This window comes from Flammeovirga agarivorans (genome assembly GCF_012641475.1).
Lineage (GTDB): Bacteria > Bacteroidota > Bacteroidia > Cytophagales > Flammeovirgaceae > Flammeovirga > Flammeovirga agarivorans.
The window spans coordinates 200,439-225,507 of record NZ_JABAIL010000010.1; the positions used below are offsets into that span (position 1 = coordinate 200,439).

Here is a 25,069-nt window from a genome sequence, read left to right on the forward strand (position 1 = left end):
TTAATAAAAAAGGAGTTGCAATAATTAATATCGCAACTCCTTTTTTTATTGGTATGATTTCCCTTAGAATAACCTTAGAGAATCATGGCCGTTATTATCATCATCCTTTTTAGGAGATTCCTCTTTATTTTGACTTTCTGTTTCTTCGATTGGATCGTCTTTGCTTAAAAGCTTCGCATCAGTAACTCTATCATGAGGGATTTTGTTACCTAGTGCTTTCCAACCTTTTACTTCAACAAACTCTTTTAGATTAACTTGTTCTTTTTCTCTCTTTCTACCATTCGTATATTTTAATTCCACCAATGGTGACATCTGAGTTGTTACAAGCAATAATCTTGATGCATTTGCCTCATTGATAAACTTAAAGCGTTTATTCATGGTAGACGTCTCTATATGGAAACGTTTAATATAGTATTGGCGATTATTTGTATCGTAATGTACAGCTGAAATTGCTTTGTAAGGTAAAAACTTCTCAATTAGAACTACCTTCTTCGCATCATATCGATTTGTGATTTCAAAGTTGGTCAACTCATATTCTCCATCTTCATAGAAAATGATAATACGATCTTCATCTTTGAATTTACCAAGATACTTCCCGTTTTCATCTTTATTAAGGACTCCAACAGCTTCATCATACCATAAATCAATAGCAGGTAATGTAGAAACACCTTCGCGTTTCAAGGTTACTCTACGTACAGGATATTTTGTCAGTATATTACCTTGTGATCCTCTTCCTTTGATTTCTAAATCTGCAAAGTCATACTCAAATGATTTTACTTTTGCTGAGCAATTTGGTGATAATGATACTCCAACCACTTCCGCTTCTCCGTTAGGGTTTGAAGAGAAATAGGTTACTTTCGATTTAGGAGACCCTTTAGTTACGTTATATTCTTTATCCCTAGTAAAGCTTGGAACTTGGAAACGTTTCACTCTTGTAACACCAGTAGATCCATCTAAATATACCGCATTGTAGACCTTACGTTCATCGCCTTTAACATAAACTTCAGCATGAAGAATATTCTTACCAACGAACTTCTTATCACCAATCTTGGTAATCTTATATTCACCAGTAGCTCTGAAAACGATAATATCATCAATATCGGAACAATCCATTACTTCTTCTACCCCATCTTCTTTCTTTAAGTTGTAACCGATAAAGCCTTCTTTTTTATTTACATAAAGCTTGGCATTATTGGCTGCCACTTTAGAAGCTTGGATAGTATCAAAAGTAGTTAATTCTGTTTTTCTTTCATGATCCTTACCATACTTCTTCAACAAGTTAGTGAAGTAGTTGATAGTGTAATCAATAATATTCGCAAGGTTATATCTCACCTCTTCAAGATCTTCTAAAAGAGATTTTAATAACTCATCTGCTTTAAAACTATCAAACTTAGAGATTCTCTTAATTTTAATCTCTGTAAGTCTAACAATATCTTCTTCTTTGATCTCTCTGTAGAAACTTGGTTTATAAGGTTCCAGACCTTTATCGATGGTCTCAAGTACGGCCTCCCAAGTTTCACATTCTTCAATGTCTCTGTATATTCTATTCTCAATAAAGATTTTCTCTAATGAGCTAAAAAGAATTTTTTCCTGAAGCTCACCTTCTCTAATCTTTAATTCCGTTTCAAGTAACTCTACGGTATAGTCTGTATCTCTTTGCAGGATATCTTCTACACCCATAAAGACAGGCTTGTCATCAATAATAACACAAGCATTTGGTGAGATAGACACTTCACAATCTGTAAATGCATACAGTGCAGCAATAGTCACATCTGGAGACTGACCACTCGCCAGTTGAATTTCAATTTCTACATGCTGAGCTGTATTATCAATAACTTTCTTGATCTTGATCTTACCCTGATCATTCGCTTTGATAATAGAGTCAATTAGACTGGAAGTAGTGCATGTATAAGGAATCTCTTTGATCAATAAAGTCTTATTATCTGGAGATTCTATTTTTGCTCTAAGGCGGATTTTACCTCCCTTTAAACCATTCCCATAGTTTGAGCTATCCATTAATCCACCTGTTGGAAAATCTGGTACAATATGTACTTTCTTTCCTTTTAGGATATCAATTGACCCTTTTATTAACTCTTTAACATTGTGAGGCATAATCTTCGTGGCTAAGCCAACAGCGATACCTTCAACACCTTGTGCTAATAATAAAGGGAATTTAACTGGCAGATTGATAGGTTCTTTCTTTCTACCATCATAAGAAAGTTGCCAGTCTGTAGTTTTAGGATTAAAAACTACCTCTAGAGCAAATTTGGATAATCTTGCTTCAATATAACGTGGAGCGGCAGCACTATCCCCCGTACGGATATCCCCCCAGTTACCTTGTGTTTCAATTAGAAGTTCCTTTTGCCCTAAGTTGACTATCGCGTCTCCAATTGCAGCATCACCATGAGGGTGGTATTGCATCGTTGATCCGATAATGTTTGCTACCTTATTAAATCTGCCGTCATCCATTTCTTTCATTGAATGAAGGATACGACGTTGTACAGGCTTCAGTCCATCATAAATGCTGGGCACCGCTCTTTCTAAGATTACATATGAAGCGTAATCTAAGAACCAGTTTTGGTACATACCATCGATGTGAACTACATTATTTTCTGAATTTTGTCCGTTCTCCACGTTAACTCTCAAAAATTGGTCGTCTAAAAAAATTGCCTAGATCACAAAAATATAGATTTGTTGATCACATGCAAATGAATTTGCTCAATCTCAATCGAAAGTTTTATATAAAATCACAAATTTTTAAACAATGAGTGATATTTAGTCATTTTTCAGTTCAATATTCCATCAAAAGTGAAAAATTGATCAAATAAAAAACCTCTAAAAGAAATTCATCTTCTAGAGGTTTTAGTAGATATATTTTTAGTCCTGATTATACAGAAACATTATTATCTCTTAAAGCATCGTTAAGTGATGTTTTCTTATCAGTACTTTCTTTACGTTGACCGATAATCAAAGCACAGCCTACTGAGAATTCACCTGCTGGGAATTTTTTAGTATAGCTACCTGGGATTACTACTGATCTTGGAGGAACATAACCTTTATATTCTACAGGCTCGTCACCAGTTACATCAATAATTTTTGATGATGCAGTTAAAGTAACGTTTGCTCCAAGTACAGCTTCTTTACCAATATGAACACCTTCTACCAAGATACATCTTGAACCAACGAAAGCACCATCTTCGATAATTACTGGAGATGCTTGAACAGGCTCAAGTACACCACCAACACCAACACCACCAGAAAGGTGAACATCTTTTCCGATTTGCGCACAGCTACCTACAGTTGCCCAAGTATCTACCATTGTACCTGAATCAACATAAGCACCAATATTTACATAAGAAGGCATCATGATTACTCCTTTGTTCACAAATGAACCATAACGAGCAATAGCGTGAGGTACAACACGAACACCTTTATCTGCGTAATCTCCTTTTAATGGAATTTTATCATGGAACTCAAATGGACCAACTTTAATAGTTTCCATTTCAGCTAATGGGAAAAACATAATTACTGCTTTCTTTACCCATTCGTTTACCTGCCAACCATCTTCAACTGGTTCAGCAGTTCTTAAAACACCTTTATCTAGATCTTCAACAGTAGCTTTTACTGCATCAATATATTCTTGTTCTTTTAACAAAGCACGGTCATCCCATGCTGCTTCGATTAATTGTTGTCTAGTCATAATTTTACAGTATTTACTGTATTTTATAAGATAATAAAATCGTATATTTTTCTATTTAACAGCCGGTTGATTGAGGGCTATTAGAAAACAGGGCAAACATAAGGAATCTGTTGGAAGTTTCCACCAAAGTGATAAAAATAAACAAATGCAACATCCTGTGTTAAATATAAAACAAAACCACTTTAAGTTTACCTCAAAGTGGTTATCGTAGATTCCAAAACTGGAATAACTTACTCTATTCAAATATATATTTAGTAGTATCTAATCATACTGTTTCGTTTTTACTTTCCTGTAATACTTTCCAGTCTTTTTCAAATTTCTCAACTACCTCATCTGTAAAAGTATAGCAATGCATCATTTCTGAAGTAGGTTTTAATAAGACTTTCACTTCATCCACCCAATCTTCATCAGCAACAGCAACAATAGCAGAAGTTCCCGGACTAATCGATTCTTTTATATCTTTTAATAAATCATTAGGAATATCTAGAGCGTCACTTTTTAGCCATCCTGCGATAGCTCCTACACCTAAACCGGCTGCAACAGAACCTGCAAATACTTCTGCAGCAAATATAGCAGCTCCATATATTGCACCAATTGGTCCAACTAACATACCTACTAAACCGCCAATTATTGCTCCCCAAAATGCATCTCTTCCTTCAGTATCATGCAGTGTTGTTTTGCCATCTTTGGATTTTGTGATTACAGTATATGCACAGAGATCTAATTCATCACGCTTTTCTTTTTTTGCTAAAAGCTTAAATTCTTGCTCTGCTTTTTGTTCTTCATTATATACTGCTACTATTAATCTTTTATTATTTTTCATAATGGTAAAGTTTTAATTTAAGTAGAAAAACAGATATCTGTGAGATATTAATTGTAATTATTACACATACAATATCATCAATTGAATCTACCTTTCTGATGATGATCATCACCTATTTTAAATCTTTACTCATTGTAATTCCCTGATTATCAATTATACTATTTACAAGCTCCCAAGTCGATTTTAGTACAGCTTGGTTCACCTCTACGATAATATCTTCATTTAAAGGATCTGGTAAAATAACATTCTGATCTTTCGGGTAGATTGGAAGAACCGCCTCACTTTCATTCTGAAATCTATCTAATGAGGATATCAGATAGGTGTACGTTTCTATATAAGAAGTGCGTTGATCTACGAAGCTAGTCTCTCCATTTTTTAGAATTTTCAGAATCTGCCTTGGATCATTTATATCAGGAAGCACACCTTTATCTGCTGAATAAATCACAAAAGTAGTTGGAATATCTCCATCCTCAGCTTTTTCAGGAATCTCCCATTTCAGAGTTACCCCAATTGGCATTTCTTTGATTGTTGGACTTTGAGGAGGTAATGGAACGGTACCATCAATCCATGGCATAGTTGGAAGTAATGCAGGATATTTATAAAATGTCTTTAATGTATCACCTATCCCTCCTTGGTTATTCCAAACTGCTGTCGAGTTATATAAAATAGACCCTTCTACTGCCTGATTATCCCTTGCTGCATATAATTGGTCGGGCATTTCTGTTTTATCTTGCCACCCTCTTTCTAATGAACGATCGACCCTATACACAGCATGCCCTGCATATAAGTGTTTACCAAATGTATTTTCTCCCCACCAATCTAAAAGCTTTTTAAACGGAATATTTTTATGCTTTGTACTTTGATAAAGTTGAGGTGCAACATAGTCAATCCACCCATTCTGTAACCAAAGGCGAACATCAGCATATAAATGGTCATACGATGTATAACCTGACCTTGTCGGCGACCCATCATAATCTTCTCTTTCATTCCTCCATACACCATATGGGCTCACCCCAAATTTCAATGATGGCCTTTTATCTAAAATCAACTGGTGTACTCCTTCAATAAAAGTATTGATATTCGATCTACGCCAGTCTCTTATACTTTCATTGTCTGTTCTGTATTTTCGCCAAGTAGCTCTATCGCCTTTAATTTCTCCATGATCTGGATAAGGATAGAAGTAATCGTCAAAATGAAGAGCATCAATGTTATAATTAGATATTAATTCTTCTATTACTGAATTGACATATTGATGTACTTCCGGAATACCAGGATTTAATATTTTCAGATTGTGATATTTCAACATCCACTCCGGATGAGTCTTTGATATATGGTCATTACAAACTTTTACATATTGGGTGTTGGTAACTGCTCTAAATGGATTTACCCAAGCATGAAATTCCATTCCTCTTTTATGCGCTTCCTCAATCATAAATTTCAAAGGATCATAAAAAGGCTTTGGAGGCATACCCTGTTGACCACTTATAGACAAGGCCCAAGGTTCAATATTACTCGGGTAGATAACATCTGCACTTGACCTCACTTGAACAATAAGTGCATTAGCACCTCTCTTCTGATGAAAATTAAGTAAAGAAATAAAATCTCTCCTCTGCTGTTCCGCAGAATCCTTCTCACTAAAAGGCCAATCGATGGCATTGAGTGTCGCCACCCATACCCCTCTAAATTCTCTTTTAGGATAATTCTCTTGACCAAAAGTGAAAGAGATTGAAAATAATAACAGTATATGTAAAAAAATCGCCTTCATTGTACTTATGTTCTATTGGAAAGCAGAGAGAAAAAAAAGTTTTTATAAATTTGTCTCATTCTCAAAATTACTAAGATGCAGCAATTCTTTAAAGAAAAAACACCATATATCATCATAATTACCTCAATTTTACTAGGAGGATGTAGTTTCTTTGGACTAGATAAGGAACTCAAAGATCTCACCATAAATGATTTATTGATCACAACTGCTAGTGAAATTTACATCCCTTCTTTGGCTGATGAATGGACAGAAGGCAATCCAGTATTATATTCTGATACCAGGGACAGTGTTATTCAGAAGAATTTTATTGATATCAATCAAATTAGAAATGGATCTTTCAGTAGAATACAAATCAGTGCTATTTACCCGGCAGACTCAACATTATATATTTTAGATTCTGTGGATGTCTATCTAGAAGACCTTCATGATAAAAAGGTAAAAATTGGATATTTATATGATATCACAACAACTTCTACTCCTAAAACATTAGATATGGATCTAGAAAGTGCTCCATCAGGATTAATTGGTGAAATTTTCAGATCAGATACTGTGATTATCACTTCAAGGTTTCACCTGAGAAATAATGTCCGTACAGATACCATGACATTTAATGTTGAAGCCACTTATCAATTAACCAACTAGTATATTACCCTTTCGAAATCACCACCAATTCAAGAAAATAATCTCAAGGAACCCTGAGAGTTTACATAAAGCAATAAATCTAAACTTAATAGACCCCTTAAATATATTATGAACAAACATTTCATCTTATTATTTATTTTTTCAACTCTTTATATTTCATCCATCGCTCAGGAAAATCAGAGTGTATTACAACTGGATGATATAATGGGAGGCGAAAATTTCATTGGAAAAACTCCACACAGTCCATTCTGGGCTAAAGACTCAAAGACAGTCTATTTCTATTGGGATAAAGAAAACAAGTCTTTCGATCAGCTTTATAAATTCGATATCAAATCAAAAAAATATTCAAAAGTTGGCGATGAGGAAGCAAAAGACCTTCCAAGTAATAACGGTGTTTGGAATAAAAGCCGAACAAAGAAATTATATACGAAAAGTGGAAACATCTTTATTTATGATTTGAAAAAAGAGACGTCATTTCAACTTACAGCAACCTCTTCGAAAGAGAAAAATGCCACTTTCTTAGATGATGAATCACAAATTGCCTATCAAAATGATATAAATATTTTTGTATGGGATAAAGAGACTGGAGCAACCAAGCAAATCACCAACTTTGTAAGAGGCAATGCCCCTAAAAAAGGTCGCTTAACCGAACAAAACCAATTTCTTCATGATCAACAATTAGAGCTTTTTGAAATCGTCAGAGAAAGAGAAGAAAGAAAGGCTGCCAAAAGTGATTATCAAAAAAGCACAACCAAAGCATCCATCAAGAAAGTATACTTTGGTAAAAAATACCTTTGGAATGCAAGAATCAGTGGTGACGCTCACTTTGTAGTATATTCGTTAGGTACTTCTGTAGGTAATTACAGTACAGAAATGCCTGTTTGGGTTGAAGGTACAGGTTACGTTAAGATGCAAAATGCAAGAGCAAAAGTAGGTAGCCCAGAAGATACATATGAGAATTACATCTACAATGTAACAACTGATTCTGTAGTTAAAATTGATCTTTCTACATTAGATGGAATCTATGATGTACCTGCCTACTACAATGACTATGATCGAAAAGTAGATAGTAAAAAGATGAGAGATGTAGTGATGCACCCTCCTCATTTTTCTCCTAATACTAATCATGCAATAGTAGATATTAGAGCTTATGACAATAAAGATAGATGGATTGCTTTAATCAACTTAAATGATGGTTCTGTAGCACAAATTGACAGACAACATGATGAAGCTTGGATTGGTGGACCTGGTATTAGTGGTTGGAATTTCTGGATCAAACCTATCGAATGGATTAATGAAAACACTTTTTGGTATCAATCTGAAAAGACAGGGTTTTCTCATGTATATACTTACAATGTAGACACAAAAGAGAAAAAGCAGATCACAAAAGGCAATTATGAAATCTATGACACAAAGGTTTCAAAAGATAAGAAAAACTTCTATCTAACTGCGAATAAAGAACGACCTGCAGAAAGACATTTATATAAAGTTGCTATTGAAGGAGGAGAATTGGTTAAAATTACAAATGCGGTTGGTAACCATGAAACATTATTATCTCCAGATGAAAAATACATTGTGGACCACTTCTCCTATTCGAATAAACCTTGGGAATTATATCTTCAACAAAATAAAATAGGAGTAGAAAGTACTCAAATCACAAAATCTACATCCGAGGCTTTCGATAGTTACTCCTGGAGAGATCCTGAAGTAATTACTTTCCCAGCTTCAGATGGTGAGTCCGTTCATGCAAGATTGTATAAACCAACAAAAGAAAAAGACCAAAATAAAGCAGTAATCTTTGTTCATGGTGCTGGTTATTTACAAAATGCTCATAAATGGTGGAGTGCATATCATAGAGAATTTATGTTCCACAATATGTTGGTTGATAACGGGTACACTGTATTAGATATTGATTACAGAGCTTCTGAAGGTTATGGTAGAGACTGGAGAACTGGAATTTATAGACATATGGGAGGCAAAGACCTTTCTGATCATGTTGATGGAGTAAAGTACCTTATTAAAGAACAAGGTATTGATGCCGATAAAGTTGGTATTTACGGAGGGTCATATGGTGGCTTTATCACATTAATGGCCTTATTCAATGAAAGTGAAACATTTAAAGTTGGTGCTGCCATACGTTCTGTTACTGATTGGGCACATTACAACCACCCTTATACTTCTAACATTCTAAATACTCCTGCACTTGACCCTAAAGCTTATAAACAATCCTCTCCCATTTACTTTGCAGAAGGCTTAGAGGGAGATTTACTGATTTTACATGGCATGGTAGATAACAATGTTCAAGTATCAGATGTGATTAGATTGTCTCAACGTTTAATTGAGTTGAAGAAGGAAAATTGGGAAATGGCTTTATACCCTATCGAACCACATGGCTTCAAAGAAACCACAAGTTGGATTGATGAGTACAAAAGAATATTTAAGTTATTTCAAGAAAAGTTATAATTAAAATCTGAAAATAATTTTTCTTTAAACGAGCTAGATAAAAGTTACCTACGTGATTTTTATCTAGCTCTTTTTTTATTTTCAGCCCAATGAAATGATCGTTGAAGCATTAGTTTCAAATCATTTTTTTTAGCATAAAAAACTTTTAATTCCTTTTCACATAGTCTTCTAAATCTCCACTTTTTTATATAAATTCGTTATATACTCTTTTATTTTTTAATCTATTAATAACAAATCACGATTTTATGAGTGAATCTCAAATTACAAAGCTTGACTGTAGAGCTTTGAATTGCCCAATGCCGATTGTGAAAATTGCTAAAGCAATAAGGACTCTATCTGATGGTGACAAAATAGAGGTTGTAGCGACTGACCCTGCCTTTAAAGCGGATGTTGAAGCTTGGATCCGTAAAACCGGACAGCGTTTAATTTCGTTTACAGAAGAAGGAAAAGAAAAAACAGCTATCATAGAAAAAATAAAATAAAGAATTATCTAATTTCTCAACGTATGCAACTTAACGACCCACAACTTAAAGAGTACATAGATCAATTAGTAGAAGCAAAAGTTGAAGAGAAGACAAAAGGATTTCAAGAACAATTAGAATCTCTACAAAACTCTTTAACTACAATAAATAAACAGCCTACCGAAAAAATCACCATGTTAGTCACAAGTTTTGAGCTAGATCAAGTGATTCCTGCATTTATTATTGCTAATGGAGCAGCTAGTTTTGGTATGGATGTTACTATCTTCTTCACTTTATGGGGTATTAACGCTCTTAAAGAGAAAAGTATTTACAAAGGCAAAAACATCAAAGAAAAACTAATTACAATGATGTTACCTGACACTCCTAAAACCACCACTATTTCAAGGTTGAACATGATGGGTATAGGAACAGAGATGATGAAAATGATGATGAGAGAAAACAACATTGAATCATTACCTGACCTTATTGATTTATCCGTTGAGATGGGTGCTAAATTAATCGCATGTCAGATGACAATGGGGATGATGGGTATTTCTACAGATGAAGTAAGAAAAGATGTTGAGTTTGGTGGTGTAGCCTTGTATATCGAGGAGGCTTCAGAATCAAATGTCACACTAACTTTCTAATAAATAAACTCGCTGAATGAATAACGATGAGCTAAGAAAAAAAATCATCGAACTTGAGAACATCATTAAGGACAAGGACCAAGAAATTCATCAATTAAAAGAAAGTGAAATGGCCTTGGCTGATGCCAATGTACGTATTGCTGACCTCTTCATGGACTTAGAAGAAGCCCAAGAGCAGATAATTGACCAGAAAAATGAGATCCTTCAACAAAATGAGGAACTAAGTGAGCACATTGAAGAACTTTCGTTGATCAATGAACAGCTAAATATTGCCCAAACTTTAAATGAGAACCTTCATAAACAGCAAATTCAAGCTGATATAATCAAGAAGGCTCACCAGCGAATCTTAAGCAGTATTCATTATGCTCAGAATATTCAGAAGTCCATTTTCCCTAGTTCTCATCGATTAAAGGATAATATCAAATCCTATTTCAAGTTCTTTTCACCTAAAGATCTCGTTGGAGGAGATTTTTATTGGACAACCCATGTCAATAAAAAAAGCTTCTTAATCGTTGGAGATTGTACAGGACATGGTGTTCCCGGGGCATTTATGACTTTGATTGGTATTGCTTTATTGGAAAGGACCATCAATGTTTTAAAAGTTCATGACCCTGCAAAGATTCTAAAAACTATGGATGCTTTGATCATCCGATTACTTCGTCAAAATAGAATCGAAAGTCATAGAGACAGCATTGATATGACCATTTTCTTAGAAGATCGAGAAAGAGATGAGGTAATAATTTCTAGTGCAAAGAGATGTTTTATTAGAAGTAATTATAACAAAGAATTAGAATCACTTAAAGGTGATCGAAATCCTGTTGGTGATACAAGTATTGCTGAAAAGATTTTTAGTAATCATCACTTTCCAAGACGTCAAGGTGATCGTTACTATATGTATTCAGATGGTATTACAGATCAATTTGGTGGACCAAGGGATAAGAAATTAGGTAATAAACGCCTAATTCAGTTTCTATCTTCTATACAAGATCAACAATTATTTCAACAGCAAATTCAATTTGAAGAGTTTCTTAAAGATTGGATGAAAGATCAACACCAAATAGATGATATGGTCTTCTTTGGTGTTGAAATTACTTAGTGCTTATTTCAGAAGATCCATAGAAATTTTATACAATCCATATTGACCTCTTTTATCTTCAGGTAGATGTATTTGTGATGTTGTAAAATATATTTCTCTATCTAGGTTTTTTGCAAAAGAATCTGCCCATCGAATCTCAGAGCCCTTCAAAACTGTTTTCAATTCTCCTTTTGCTGTGAAAACGTTAATACTATTACTTTCTAATCCACCTAACCATAAATTCCCGTTTCTATCAAATAACATCCCATCAGTAGCAGGTATTTTTGCCACTTTTTCAATATGCTTTTCTACTTCCGTTTTTGTTAATTTTTCGTCCCACAAATAATTAGTATTTATTCTATATAGTGTATGTCCTGTTAGGGCAATAAAATAGAGGAACTGATTATCCGGACTTAAAGCAATTCCATCAGAGTTCACCTTATTTTCCCATTTGATACCATCACAAATCAAGTGTTTCGTTTCATATTTTACAGCCTTATTATTTTCAAAGAATAATTTAGCCTCTCCTGTAATCAAGTTTAAAGTGATGATACCTCCATGGCCTGAATCAGTAATATAAGCCACTTCTTTAGTGATATCTATTCTTACATCATTAAAATAAGAATCTTCAAAATAAGTTTCCTTTGGAAAAGAATAAGACCTCAGTAATTCATTCGTATTCAAATCAAATTCATACAACACAGGCCCACCTTCTAATACACCTCTAAATTGAGGATTATTGGTATCCAACACCCACAACCTACTTCTACCATCACATACCACGCTTTGCACTGCTGTGAACGATGTCACACCTCCAGCAGTGTTCCACATTTCAGATGGGTAAGGTACAGGTTTACCATTTATTATTTCTGCCACCGCAACGGGTACATTCTCTGACCATTTCGGGTAATTAACAAAAACCCTATTTTTTTTACTTACGGCAACTCCTGTCCATTGTGCAGAGGAAGTACTTACTAATTCCAAGGATTTAGATGTTTCAGTTTCATTACTCTTTTTTTCATTTTGAGGAGAAGAACAAGAATATAATAGGGTTAATAAGGAAATGGTATATAATCTTAAAATGAACATTTATCTTGAATAATTATTTAAAAATGTAAGGTTACTAAAACAACGAAAGTACAAAAAATACTTATTGAAAACGTGGTATTAATAATTATTCATCTTCGAATAAATCACTTGCGATTTGATCAGCAAACAACTTCCCCTTTTCAGATAAGATAAGATGATTAGCTTTCCACAACAACCATCCATTTTCATCCATCTGTTTAAGTATTGATTCTCTTTCCTTTTTTAAATCGAATCGATATACCTCTTTCAAATGTTGTAAATCACAACCCCAACTAGTGCGTAATGTTGTTAATAAGTATTCATTAATACCATCTGCCCTACTTAGCGTTTCTTTTTCATAATTCAATTTACCTTCTTCTAAAATTGACTTTATGTATTTAGGGTTATTGCTTATATTAAACTGTCTCGATTGTTTTCCATCAAAAGAGTGGGCACTTGGTCCGATACCAACATACGGTTTCCCTTTCCAATATGCACTGTTATGCTTTGAATAATGCCCTTGCTTTGCAAAATTTGATATTTCATAGTGTTCAAAACCTTCTTTTTTAAGGGTATCAACCAAATATTCAAATTGTTCAGCAGCATATTCATCATCTGCTGGTTTAAATTTACCTCTTTTTGCCCAGTTCCCTAAAGCTGTTTTATCTTCTACGGTAAGGCAATAAGAGGATATATGAGATACATCCAGAGCAATTGCAGTAGCAAGATCGTTATACCACACTGAATGGTCTTTATGGGGTATTCCATATATAATATCAATTGTAAGATTATCAAACCCATAATCTTGAGCTAGCTTCACACACTTTTGACTTTCTTCTGCATTATGAGCCCTATTCATTAACCTAAGATGTTCTTCATGAAAAGACTGTAACCCTATACTTAACCTATTTATACCAATATTTTTCAGTTCTTTTAATTTACTTGAGTTGATATCATCAGGGTTTGCCTCTAAAGTAACCTCAAGATTCTTATCTGATATTGAATAGTTTTTATAAATCACCTCCATTAAATTATTCAATTCCCTTTCTGATAAAAGAGAAGGAGTCCCTCCTCCAAAATATATAGTTTCAATAGATTCATCACAATAATGTTTTTGCCATTCCAATTCTTTTAACATTGCTTCAACCAACTTAGATTTTAATTTTAAAGATGTACTAAAATGGAAATCACAATAATGACATGCTTGTTTACAAAAAGGGATATGGAGGTAAATTCCACTCATTTGAAAATATTTTTAATTTTTTCGAATATTTTTTGTCCACTACTAAATATGAGTTGTCATACTACTGAACAATACAAAAGAAATAAAAATATTATATATACACACTCTATTCATTTGACGATAATGTTGTTTAGAAACGCTTATTAGTAATAAGCGTTTCTTTTTGTATAAAACCTTACCTTTTTTTTATGGTATCATTATATAACAAAGGTTCTCCTTCCTGTTCTATAGAATTAACCCATCATAAAGTTTTATAAAGTTTCAAGACCCTTATAAAAAAACAAAAACTACTAAAATAGTAGTTTTTATTTATTAGAAATTTGTTTTAGTTTTTAGCTAAGTTTATCATATTTTCATGCTTAAAATTGAAAATTAAGTTCCATTTAAGATATGGCAACTGAAAACTCAGCTGCCATATACATCAAATGTGCACTTACTTATTTATGAATCGTGAAGCACATACAGAAAACCCATTAGTATAAATCATCAACCTAATAAAAGGACAATAATAATACATTCTCATATAAAATAATGAGACTATAGAACGCAAAATGAGCGTTTTCCATACGACAATTTAGAATTACGTTTGCTTCTAGTAATAGGAAATATCCTATCTATTTTCTTTATATTATTCTTTGACCTTTATTACATTTAAGGTTAAAATAATAATAAACTTGAAGCTAAAGGGAATTGTAAGCAATGCAAATAACGGACACTTAATCCTGTTTGGTTTTAATTCTTAGTTTATAATAGTTTCATTTTAAGTTTGTAAAAAAAGTAATAGTTTTTAAAACAAGTTAGTTTTCAGTTCCTTGTTCAACAATACAATAATAAAGGTTGATTTTAATATTTACAAATATTTGATAACTATTTTCTGAAAAAACCGAAAATAATTCTTCTAACATTGGTCACTTTTATTTCACTATAGTTACAATAAACTATCTATACCTATAAAGCAGCAAAAACTAATTTTTATCTTCAGAAAAACCTCTTAAAAAACAAAAGCCTATGAATTATCTTCATAGGCTTTTGTTAATAAGTACTTAGATAAATACTATCTCATAAATCTTCTACCTGGAATACGATACGCTACACCAATTGTACCTGTAGCATATAAGTCTACAGGAAGCGGTTGAGCCGAAAGACCATCTAGACCATTAGTTGTAGACATTCTAAACAACATATCCATATTTAGTATCCACTTTTCTTTCATAGCATAGCGAACTCCTAAACCGCCATTTAAGGTTCCTCCTACTTTAGTACTTGATGTACCTCCAACATAATTATTTACATCAGCAGCAAACAATCCTGTACCTGCCATTAAGTACCAATTCCAATGATTTGATTTTTTACCTCTATAGGCTCCTTTTGACTTTGCTTTTTTATCCACCCCTAAATCTAATACCATCATAGGTGAAAATTCAAAAAGTAATGTTCTGAATGCTTTCTGTCCCTGGGTATCAGAAGTATTTCTATTATCCTTTGAGCCTAACATGGCAAATGTTCCTTGAAAACGAAAATGCCACTTTCTAGCAAATTTATGTTGAATATAACCGTTAATCTGTGGTTTTAAACTTGTGATATCAATTGTGCTTAAACCTTGGTTAGCATAACCTCCAGAGTAATAGGCTCCACCAACACTACCACCAATCAAAGTGTAATTAGTCTTTTCAATTAAATTTAGAGTTCTATGATTTTGACCATAGCTTAATTGAAAGAAGAATAGTATTGATAAAAGTAAAAAAAATTTTTTCATGACCGCTTATTTTTGTAAACAGAGCAATAACCCGTTATTTATTTGTAGTTAAATTCAAAAAACAACTTTGCTATAGCTTAGATTATTAAAAGTATAGCAAAGTTATTAAAATATATCGCAATATGTTATTTTTCTAAGTAAGAAATGTAATCTTTTCCATAATAAGAGTACTGATAACCACCCTTCTTATGCATATTAACATCTGTCATAAATAATGCCAACTTTACATCATCCATCTTAGTTAATGGTAGTATTGTTTTCTCTAATTGTGCTTTTGGTGTATATCCTTGACGTACACCAAAACAAACTAGATCAGTATATTGCATTAGATTACGACTATCTGAAACTATTCCGATCGGTGCAGAGTCATAAATCACTACATCATACATTTCTTGTAGTCTCTCTGACAACTCTTTCATCTTTTTCCCTTGCAACAATTCAGTAGGGTTTGGTGGAATAGAGCCTGACAATAATACATCCAAAGCTTCGTTTTCTGTTTTTTGGATATAATCTTCAATATTTTTCCCTGAGCTTAAATAGTTAGATAGTCCAACATTTTCGTTTTGTCTAGGAAAATACTGTTTTAAAACAGGTTTACGTAAATCGGCCCCTACTAATAATACTTTTTTGTCCAATGAAGTATAGAACTGAGCTAAATTACTTGATGTAATCGACTTTCCTTCTCCAGAAATTGAAGATGTAAATGTTACAGAAAATTTTTCTTTATCTCCAATTAAGAACTGAAGATTGGTACGTAGGTTTCTATAACTCTCCGCTACTAATGATCGTGTTAATGGATCTATTAAGCTTTTAGTATTCTCTATACTCGCTAAGCTACCTAAATAAGGAACATCTACGATATCTTCGATATCAGACTCTTCTCTAATTTTAGTATCAAATAATACTTTAACATATAATATTCCTAGTGGCAACGACAATCCTAAGATCAATCCAATTAAAACATTTAACTTACGCTTTGGGAAAATTGGGAATTCACTTGGTTCAGGCACAGAAAGCATAGTATAATCGGAAATTGTACTAGCTGCTCTAATATTATATTCTGCCTGTTTCTCTAGAAGAAGTTTATACAATTGCTCATGTGTTTCAAATAGCCTTTGGTAATCATTTAAAGTCTTTTCTTCCGAAAGTAAAGTATTTGTAGATCTTATTGATTTTTTTAGTTCCTTATTCAACTCATCCAACTGAATTTTCAAGGCTTTCTTTGTACTTCCAACTGCTTCAGCAATTTTATCTTGTAAAGAAACTAATGCTTTTTCTCTTTCAACAGCTTCTTCTTGATAAAGAATTGATTTTTTTAAACGTTGGTTGGATAGTTCATCTTCCAATTTCAACTCAGAGTATTTACTTAACATTTCCGTTAATTGTGTACCTGAGATACCATAAGCCTCTGGCATAAGTACTTCTTCATCCATACTTTGATCAGCCATTTGCTCTAATAGATAATCACAGTAACGAATACTTAACTCTAATTCATTCCTTTTTTCATCTAACTTATAGATTTTTTCAAAAACCAACTCTGCACCACCTGATAATTCTGTATTAGATGTCTTAAGTTTATAAACCTCCGATGCAATCAACTGCATGGAATCAGAAATAATAGCTAATTGGTCCTTAATAAATTGTGAAGATTGTTTGGTTGCAAAGTTTTTGTCAAGAATATCTTTTTCTTGTACAGTAGCAACCAACTCCTCTAACAAATCAATCTCTTTTGCAGGAATATGCCCTTCTGTTTTAATTTGTATTAATGGAAGATCTGTATTTTTTTCACCTAAAATACTAAACTTAAATTTACGTTTTAAGTTTTTCACCTCAGCCAATGGCTGTCTCACCATAATATAAGGGGCAGAAAAAGAACTTAATGCTACATTTTCTTTTTTCAGGGTAAAATAAAAGCCTTTTACCTCTTGAGGTTTATTAAATGTAAATACTTTATCATTTAAATAGTGAGCTATAGAATCTTCTGAAGCATGAATTTTAAATTGAGTATTATTTATTTCTTCAATTTCTAAAATACCATCAAAAGGTCCCCAACTAGATTTTTTTTCATCATAAGAAAAGGTATAGGGTCTGAGGTTATATAAAGAAACCGATTTCAACCACGTTTTATCGTAATAATGGATATTTAAATCCATATTATGGACGAGATCTAATAAAATTTCTCTAGAAGTAAAGTATCTCTGTTCATACTCTAAGTTTAATTTACTAAACTCTGCTCCCATAGCATCAATAGGCAGCATAGACATAAAATCTGCTTGAGAACTCCCCTTTCCTTCAGTTGATTTTTTAACAAGTTCCGCAGATACCGACCAGCGATTTGTTTGCCAAATACTAATACCTACTGATATAAAAAGACCTATACTTACAGAAAGTGCTATCCACTTCCAGTTTTCTAAACATAAATAAAACCACTTCTTAAAGTCTTTAATCGCTTTATCTTCTGGGTCTTGTTGGAATTGTGTTTGGTTATTTTGAGTGAAATTTTCCATTTTAACGATTGACTGTAATAAGGGTAACAATTGATACAAGAGCTGCTGTAATAGAAGCAACAATAGAAACATTCTTCTGAACATATTCTAAAGTCGGTCTTCTTTCAATTGGTAGTACTACGATCACATCTTCCTGTTGTAAATAGTAGTATGGGCTTTGCATAAAATTTTCATCATTAAGATTTAAGTAGATGGTTTCTGTTATATTACCATTCTTTCTTAAAAGTTTTATTTTGGCTCTATTACCAAATTCTTTCACACCTCCAGCTCTTGCTATACCTTCTAATACGGATATTTCTCTTGAATATGTACCATAAGTCCCAGGTCTTTCAGCCTCTCCTAATACTGTAAATCTAAAGTTTAATAGTTTTATTCTCACTGAAGGCTCATCCATCATATTTTTTAAAATGCCTCGCAATTTTGCTTCACCTTCTGTAAATGTAAGCCCTCCTAAGTCTACAGATCCTATTAGAGGTAAATCAACAAATCCCTTTTCATCTACTGTATATCCTAACACACTCCCTTGATCTGGGTTTTGAATATTTGCGATACTACTCCCTCCAATAGCTTCAACATATGCAAATGGGTTATATTCAGGAGGAGTAACCGTTTTCACTTCTACAAGTATCTGATCAAAAGGTCTTATTTTGTTTAATGCTACTGGAACACTTTCTACACTTCTATATACGGAGTCATAGGTAACTTCTTCCTTAATCTCACCTTCATGTTTTAAATAAGATATTTTTTTATTGGATACACAGCCTCCTAATACTAAGGAAAAGAATAGAAAATTTAAAAGTCTTATATGTTTCAAAACTATTTAAGTTGCGAGCAAAAAAAAGCTCAGATCAAAAAATCTAATACAGTAGCATAAAACTTATGCATTTCAAACAAATGGTAAAATAAGGCCTAATATGAGAGAAAAACAACTGTATCTTTAAATAATAAAATTTATGTAACATTAATCGATGAATAAAAATTCATAATTGATATACTTCTAAACATATTTAATGTTATCATTAGCAAAAAAAACACTCTATTCAGAAATAGAAATGCACAATGGGTAAATAGGTATTAATTGAATAAGCATAAAAAATTAGGTAGAATAAATTGATTTCGAGCCAAAACACTCAATTTTAAATACTTATTAGATTGTCTTTTGGTTGGATCTATTAAGGGTTATTTTGAATTACCATAGAATGAAAAGTCTTTGACTAGGCAATAAATCAACAACATATAAACATCATCTAGAGCACCTTTATGGTATTTTCCATTCTTTAGGAATATTACCCTTTTCATCATATTAAACAAAGTGGTTTTCATGATAGGATCAATTGCTTATTAAATACTAGATTAATATTATTTCAGTTTAACTATCTTTACTTAAACAACCCACTTCAATTCGTGAGAAACTTATTTTTTTTAAGTCTATTTTTTTTAAGTGCCAAATTAATGGCTCAAAACACCTCTTATAAGGAAAAGTGGGTTCCTGCTTATGGGTTTATTTTTGATTATGAAATCATCATTCCTGAAAGTATTCAAATACTAAATAGTTCTAATAAGAATATTAAACCAATAATCACTAAGACTAATAAATTGATATTTATTGATTACTCTTCAAAAGACACCTTATCTCATGATGAACAAATAAAAATAGCTTATCGGACTTTACCTTCTTCTCTAAAACAGACGGAACATCGTTCATTTGAAATTTATCAACAAGGTGGATATGGGATAAATAATTACCAAGACTCATATATTCAAAAAGTAGAGAAGAAGAACCAAAAGCAAGAGTTGTTCTATGCTCCAAACATAGAAAAAACAGGCTCTCTGACACGAGGACTTTCCATGGGTAACAATCAAGATGTATTTGTCAACTCTGCCATGAATTTACAGCTTCAAGGTAATATTACGGAAGACGTACGTTTAACCGCGACATTAACGGATCAAGATATACCTTTTCAACCAGAAGGAAACACACAACAAATACAAGATTTTGATAAAGTATATATCGCTTTAGAACATAAACATGCTAAAGTAGAAGCTGGTGATATTGTCATGAAAAATGATGAAAATACATTCTTGAGATACAATAAGAATGTACAAGGAGTTCAAGCTTCGATATATACTGGAAATGACAGTAGTAAAATACAATCCACGACTAAAGTGGGACTATCAGTAGCAAAAGGTCAGTTTTATTCTGCAAATATTCCTCCTATTGATGGTGTAATTGGTCCATATCGACTTACAGGGCCAAATGGAGAAACAAATATTGTGATTATTGCCAACTCTGAAAGAGTATTCATAGATGGACAACTTTTAGAAAGAGGATTTGACAAAGACTATACTATTGATTATAACCTATCTGAAATCACCTTCACTGAAAAAATTGTAATCACTCAATATTCAAGAATACGTATTGATTATGAATATGCTGTTCAATATTACAGTCGAAGTATTTTAGAAGCTTCAAATCACTTAAAGGGCAAAAATTGGGAAACCCTGTTTCAATATTATCAAGAAAAAGATGATAGAAATAGCAGTCTTTTTTACAGTTTATCAGATGAAGACAAACAAATACTCTCCTCAATTGGCGATAGTTTACAATTTGCATATGCTCCATCATATGATACTGTTTCCTTTTTTGATCCTAATAGAGTGTTGTATACAAAAGTAGACACGTTAACAGCAAATGGTTCTCCTGCAATTTGTTTCAGATTGGCTAATTCAAGTGATAACTCCTTCTATCAAGTTGGTTTTACTGATGTGGGGCAAGGAAAAGGCGACTATATTTTAGATGAAGTCACAGCCTTTGGTAGAGTGTACCAATGGGTTTCTCCTATCAATGGCATTCCTCAAGGACGTTATCTACCAATAAGAAAACTTGTTGCCCCCAATCAAAAAAGAATGATAACAATGGGCGGAAAACTCCACCTTTCTACACATGAAGAAATAAAAATTGAAGGTGCGTTCTCTCATCAAGATAATAATCTATTTTCAGATCTAAATGATGAGGATGATTTTGGTGCAGCTGTTAATATTGGCATTAAATCAACTGATAGAGTTTTAAATAAGAATTGGAAAATTTCTTCTTTTGCTGAATTAATGTATTTAGATGAGAATTTTAAAAGTATTGACCGTTTTAGGCCTATTGAATTTGATAGGAATTGGTCAATATACTACGATAGCATCCCATCATCTGAAGAAATCTATATCACTTCAGGTTTTGAAATCCATCAAAATAAAGATAGAAAAATAGCTTATTCCATTGCATTACGAGACAAAGACAGTGTTGTGAATGGTCATCAACACAACCTTCAACTCAAGTACAACCTTAACCAACTTCATTTTAATACGAATGCTTATTTAATGAATGCCCAATTAATCATGAATAATGAACAATCCGACTGGAAAAAACTATCAAGCGAGGTTTTTTATAAATCACCATACATTACACCGGGATATCAATATAACTTAGATCAACAGTCAACCAAAGTACAGGCAACAGATTCAGTGGCTACCACATGGATGAATTACACCGAACATTTTGCCTATCTGAAACAGGGTGATAGTTTACATTGGAATTACCAATTAGGTTTTAAACACAGAGAAGATAAAGCTCCACAAAATGGTGAACTAAAAATAAAAACGATTACAGACACGTATAACTTCTCAATTGGGCAAAAAGGGCGAAATGGAAATATTTCGACTGATATCACTTATAGAAAATGGAAAGACTATTTTAATACTACTCCTCAAAACGAAGAAAGTTTACAAGGAAGAATGAATGGCAGTCTAAAATTTGGTAATGGAATAGGTAAATTTAATGGTACTTATACTGTTTCGTCCTCAAGGGAACTTGAAAAGGAATTTGTTTACATTCGCGTTGAAGATGGAAAAGGAACTCATACCTGGAGAGATCTTAACGGAGATGGAATAAAAGATTTAAATGAGTTTTTCTTAGCTCAAAACCCAGACGAAAGACAATATGCTCGCTTTTATACTCCTACAGATGAATACATACCCGCCTATCGCTCTTCTTTAAATTTACGACTTAATTTAGCCTCCCCGAGAAAATGGAAAAAATTGAATGGATTTCGACATATGGTGTCGAGGTTTTCAAACAATAGCTCTATCCTAATGGAAAAAAAATCTACGTCAGATGATATTTCTGGTAGGTACTTACCATTTCTAAGTACTACAACAACTGAAGACTTATTAACCTACAAGTATTCTCTTCGTAATACATTATTCTTTAATCGAAGTAACCCCATTTATGGTGCTGACTTTAGAGTTGTTATCCTTGAAAACCAACAACTATTAACTCAAGGACGAGAAAATAGACAAGATCAAAGATATACATTAAGTGGTAGAGTTAATTTAGGACGAAAAGTCACTTGTAAATTAGAGGGAACGCAAAGAAATATAAATTCAGGGTCTGACTACCTAGATGACAGAAACTATAAAATTACAGAGCAAATTGCTACTCCTACAATTGCCTTCCAACCTTCTATTTTTATGAGGTTTAACCTTACTTATTCATTAAAAAAGAAATTGGGGGAAGAAAACAATTCAGAGTCCATACAACAAACTTCTAATATTCAAGAAGTCGCATTTGAAGGAAAGTGGAGTAAGGCAGCATTATTTACTATTAGTAGTAAGTTTTCTATGATTTATCAAGACTATTCCGGTGAAGAAAATTCAGCCTTAGGTTACGAAATGCTTGATGCCTTATCTGTGGGGCAAAACTTCAAATGGAATATAAGTTTGATTCAAACTTTATTCAATGGTCTTCAACTAAAAGTAAATTATGATTGGAGAAAATCAAACGATAATAAATCTGTACATATTGGTAGTATGAATCTCACAGCACTTTTTTAGAATTAGCAGAAAAAGTAGAACGTATTTAGTAACTTGCAAATGAAATCAAGACGATTCTCAAACTTTACTAATTAATTTTCATCAAGTTACTCTAAACACATGCAAACTTCAGAACACAAAAAAGTATGGTTAGCTATTTACACCAAACCTAGAGCAGAAAAAAAGGTTGCTGACCGACTAGAAAAAAATGGATTCGAAGTGTATTGCCCTACCTACACAACCATTCGTCAATGGAGCGACCGTAAAAAGAAAGTCGTCATCCCTGCAATCCCCTCCTATTGCTTTATTAAGATTGAAGAACATAAACGTTGGGATGCGTTAAAAGATCCTGGTGCTGTAAGGTATATTTTTTGGCAAGGGAAACCTGCAGTTATTAAAGAACAGCAAATACTAGCTTTTAAGCGATTTATGGGAGAGATCGGTGAAAATGAAGAAATATTTAGTTCTCCATTAAGTGAAGGAGATAAAGTACTTATTCGTTCTGGTTCATTTACCGGAATAGAAGCTGATATTCTTAAAATCAGAAAAACAGAGGTTCAATTAATATTACCAGAATTAGAGTTAAAATTGGTATGTCAAAGAAAAGACATTGACAAAATTGGATAATAGGGTTAATATGGATTTTAAAACACATCTTTCAAAAGGGGCACAAACTCCATCTATTTATTGAGTTCAACAACAATCAAACTCCAAAATTACTTTTGCATGCTACAGAATCAATATATAGTAATATTTACACATATTATACAATCAACTTATTTTCAATCATTTACAAATACGAGTAAAAATAATACTCATTGATAATTGTGTAAAATTTTTACTCATTACATCTTTGTAAGGCAAAGAAAGATGTAGCAGTCATAAAATTAATATTGTGACTGACGTGGCGAAGCCATGTTTAATAGAATATATCATCAATATAAATCACTTCATATCTTTCTTCATTCCCCTTTTCAAAGTATTTACAAAAAACATAGAATTTAGAAGTATACTCTACCTTCTATATACTAGAATCAATATTATCGTGCTAGACGCATTAATTACATCCAAAACTCGTCTCAAGCTTCTTTTAAAGTTTTTTCTGAACCCAGCAAACACCTCCTACCTAAGAGGTCTTGCCTCTGAATTCTCAGAATCAACAAATGCCGTTCGTGTTGAACTGAACCGATTAGAAGAAGCTAATATGTTAGAATCTTTCTTTGAAGGAAATAAGAAGTTTTTTAAAGTAAACACTCAACATCCATTATTTGGAGATATCCAAGCGATAATGTTAAAGTATATTGGGTTAGATACAATCATTGATAAAGTCCTTAGCAATATTGGAAACTTAGAAGAGGTTCACCTTATTGGAGATCTAGCTGAAGGAAAAAATGCAAATAGTATTGATTTATTAATCAAAGGTGATATTAATGAAGAGTATTTACAGAAAGCTATTAAAAGAGTTGAGAATACCATTGATAGGAAGATTAATTATACTTTAGATGATAAAAAAATAAATGATTTATCAAACAAAAACCTTTCTCTAAAAATTTTTAGCAATAACAGATAAAATAAACTTCAATTATAAAATTACGATGAAAGAAATCAAAAATATTTGCTGTATAGGCGCTGGATATGTAGGAGGACCTACAATGGCTGTGATTGCATTAAAAAACCCAAATATTAAAGTAAACATAGTAGATATTAACGCTCAAAGAATAGCTGATTGGAACCATGAAGATTTAGATAAATTACCAATTTATGAGCCAGGTTTAGCCGAAGTAGTAGGGCAGACAAGAGGGAAAAATTTATTTTTCTCAACCGATGTTGTACAAGGAATTAAGGATGCAGATATGATCTTTATTTCTGTAAATACACCTACAAAAACTTATGGTAAAGGAAAAGGTCAAGCGGCTGATTTGAAATATATTGAGCTTTGTGCTCGTCAGATTGCTGAAGTTGCTGTTAACGATAAAATTGTTGTTGAAAAATCTACTTTACCTGTTAGAACTGCTGAAGCATTAAAGGATATCTTATCAAATTCTGAAAGTAAATTTAA

The 25,069-nt window shown here is 32.7% G+C and carries 17 protein-coding genes and 1 pseudogene; 9 read left to right on the forward strand and 9 right to left on the reverse strand.

The genetic code is table 11. The annotated features are described in order from the left end of the window. Positions 1 to 63 precede the first annotated feature (63 nt). The 4 genes from HGP29_RS23845 to HGP29_RS23860 form a co-directional block, all read right to left on the reverse strand. Positions 64 to 2,634: a DNA gyrase/topoisomerase IV subunit A gene (locus HGP29_RS23845; RefSeq protein ID WP_168884970.1), complete on the reverse strand. Its 2,571-nt coding sequence runs from the start codon at positions 2,632 to 2,634 to the stop codon at positions 64 to 66. Between the two features lie 253 nt (positions 2,635 to 2,887). Beyond that, positions 2,888 to 3,700, reverse strand: coding sequence for a 2,3,4,5-tetrahydropyridine-2,6-dicarboxylate N-succinyltransferase (locus HGP29_RS23850; protein WP_168884971.1), 813 nt, complete (start codon positions 3,698 to 3,700; stop codon positions 2,888 to 2,890). A gap of 265 nt (positions 3,701 to 3,965) precedes the next feature. After that, positions 3,966 to 4,523, reverse strand: coding sequence for a DUF1269 domain-containing protein (locus HGP29_RS23855; RefSeq protein WP_168884972.1), 558 nt, complete (start codon positions 4,521 to 4,523; stop codon positions 3,966 to 3,968). 112 nt (positions 4,524 to 4,635) lie between these two features. Beyond that, positions 4,636 to 6,288, reverse strand: a complete 1,653-nt coding sequence (locus HGP29_RS23860; RefSeq protein ID WP_168884973.1) for a glycoside hydrolase family 10 protein — start codon at positions 6,286 to 6,288, stop codon at positions 4,636 to 4,638. A 75-nt stretch (positions 6,289 to 6,363) separates the two neighbouring features. Between HGP29_RS23860 and HGP29_RS23865 the strand changes: the two genes are divergently transcribed. The 5 genes from HGP29_RS23865 to HGP29_RS23885 all read left to right on the forward strand — a co-directional run bounded on the left by HGP29_RS23865 (position 6,364) and on the right by HGP29_RS23885 (position 11,597). Further along, positions 6,364 to 6,930: a hypothetical protein gene (locus HGP29_RS23865; protein ID WP_168884974.1), complete on the forward strand. Its 567-nt coding sequence runs from the start codon at positions 6,364 to 6,366 to the stop codon at positions 6,928 to 6,930. A gap of 108 nt (positions 6,931 to 7,038) precedes the next feature. Beyond that, a complete protein-coding gene (locus HGP29_RS23870; protein WP_168884975.1) occupies positions 7,039 to 9,393 on the forward strand; it encodes a S9 family peptidase in 2,355 nt (784 codons plus the stop codon). A 245-nt stretch (positions 9,394 to 9,638) separates the two neighbouring features. Then, complete coding sequence (locus HGP29_RS23875; protein ID WP_168884976.1) at positions 9,639 to 9,875, forward strand: sulfurtransferase TusA family protein; 237 nt, start codon at positions 9,639 to 9,641, stop codon at positions 9,873 to 9,875. Between the two features lie 23 nt (positions 9,876 to 9,898). Then, positions 9,899 to 10,501, forward strand: coding sequence for a DsrE/DsrF/DrsH-like family protein (locus tag HGP29_RS23880; RefSeq protein WP_168884977.1), 603 nt, complete (start codon positions 9,899 to 9,901; stop codon positions 10,499 to 10,501). Positions 10,502 to 10,517: 16 nt separating this feature from the next. Beyond that, positions 10,518 to 11,597 (forward strand): PP2C family protein-serine/threonine phosphatase, encoded by a 1,080-nt coding sequence (locus HGP29_RS23885; RefSeq protein ID WP_168884978.1) that lies wholly within the window; start codon positions 10,518 to 10,520, stop codon positions 11,595 to 11,597. 3 nt (positions 11,598 to 11,600) lie between these two features. On the opposite strand, the gene HGP29_RS23890 is transcribed toward HGP29_RS23885, so the two are convergent. From HGP29_RS23890 to HGP29_RS23910, 5 genes are all read right to left on the reverse strand, one after another. Then, positions 11,601 to 12,665 (reverse strand): SMP-30/gluconolactonase/LRE family protein, encoded by a 1,065-nt coding sequence (locus HGP29_RS23890; RefSeq protein WP_168884979.1) that lies wholly within the window; start codon positions 12,663 to 12,665, stop codon positions 11,601 to 11,603. Positions 12,666 to 12,750: 85 nt separating this feature from the next. Further along, positions 12,751 to 13,887, reverse strand: a complete 1,137-nt coding sequence (hemW, locus tag HGP29_RS23895; protein WP_168884980.1) for a radical SAM family heme chaperone HemW — start codon at positions 13,885 to 13,887, stop codon at positions 12,751 to 12,753. Positions 13,888 to 14,941: 1,054 nt separating this feature from the next. Continuing rightward, complete coding sequence (locus HGP29_RS23900; RefSeq protein WP_168884981.1) at positions 14,942 to 15,643, reverse strand: hypothetical protein; 702 nt, start codon at positions 15,641 to 15,643, stop codon at positions 14,942 to 14,944. A gap of 125 nt (positions 15,644 to 15,768) precedes the next feature. After that, a complete protein-coding gene (locus tag HGP29_RS23905; protein ID WP_168884982.1) occupies positions 15,769 to 18,150 on the reverse strand; it encodes a polysaccharide biosynthesis tyrosine autokinase in 2,382 nt (793 codons plus the stop codon). 1 nt (position 18,151) lies between these two features. Further along, positions 18,152 to 18,964, reverse strand: a complete 813-nt coding sequence (locus HGP29_RS23910; RefSeq protein ID WP_168884983.1) for a polysaccharide biosynthesis/export family protein — start codon at positions 18,962 to 18,964, stop codon at positions 18,152 to 18,154. A 638-nt stretch (positions 18,965 to 19,602) separates the two neighbouring features. On the opposite strand from HGP29_RS23910, the gene HGP29_RS23915 reads away from it, so the two are divergent. The 4 genes and pseudogenes from HGP29_RS23915 to HGP29_RS23930 form a co-directional block, all read left to right on the forward strand. Further along, positions 19,603 to 23,031, forward strand: coding sequence for a hypothetical protein (locus tag HGP29_RS23915; RefSeq protein WP_168884984.1), 3,429 nt, complete (start codon positions 19,603 to 19,605; stop codon positions 23,029 to 23,031). Positions 23,032 to 23,130: 99 nt separating this feature from the next. Beyond that, complete coding sequence (locus HGP29_RS23920) at positions 23,131 to 23,637, forward strand: UpxY family transcription antiterminator (protein WP_168884985.1); 507 nt, start codon at positions 23,131 to 23,133, stop codon at positions 23,635 to 23,637. A 418-nt stretch (positions 23,638 to 24,055) separates the two neighbouring features. Continuing rightward, on the forward strand, positions 24,056 to 24,580 hold the full coding sequence (locus tag HGP29_RS23925) for an ArsR family transcriptional regulator (protein WP_211093395.1): 525 nt from the start codon (positions 24,056 to 24,058) through the stop codon (positions 24,578 to 24,580). Positions 24,581 to 24,605: 25 nt separating this feature from the next. Beyond that, positions 24,606 to 25,069 (forward strand): annotated as a pseudogene (locus HGP29_RS23930) (nucleotide sugar dehydrogenase); the annotation flags it as partial.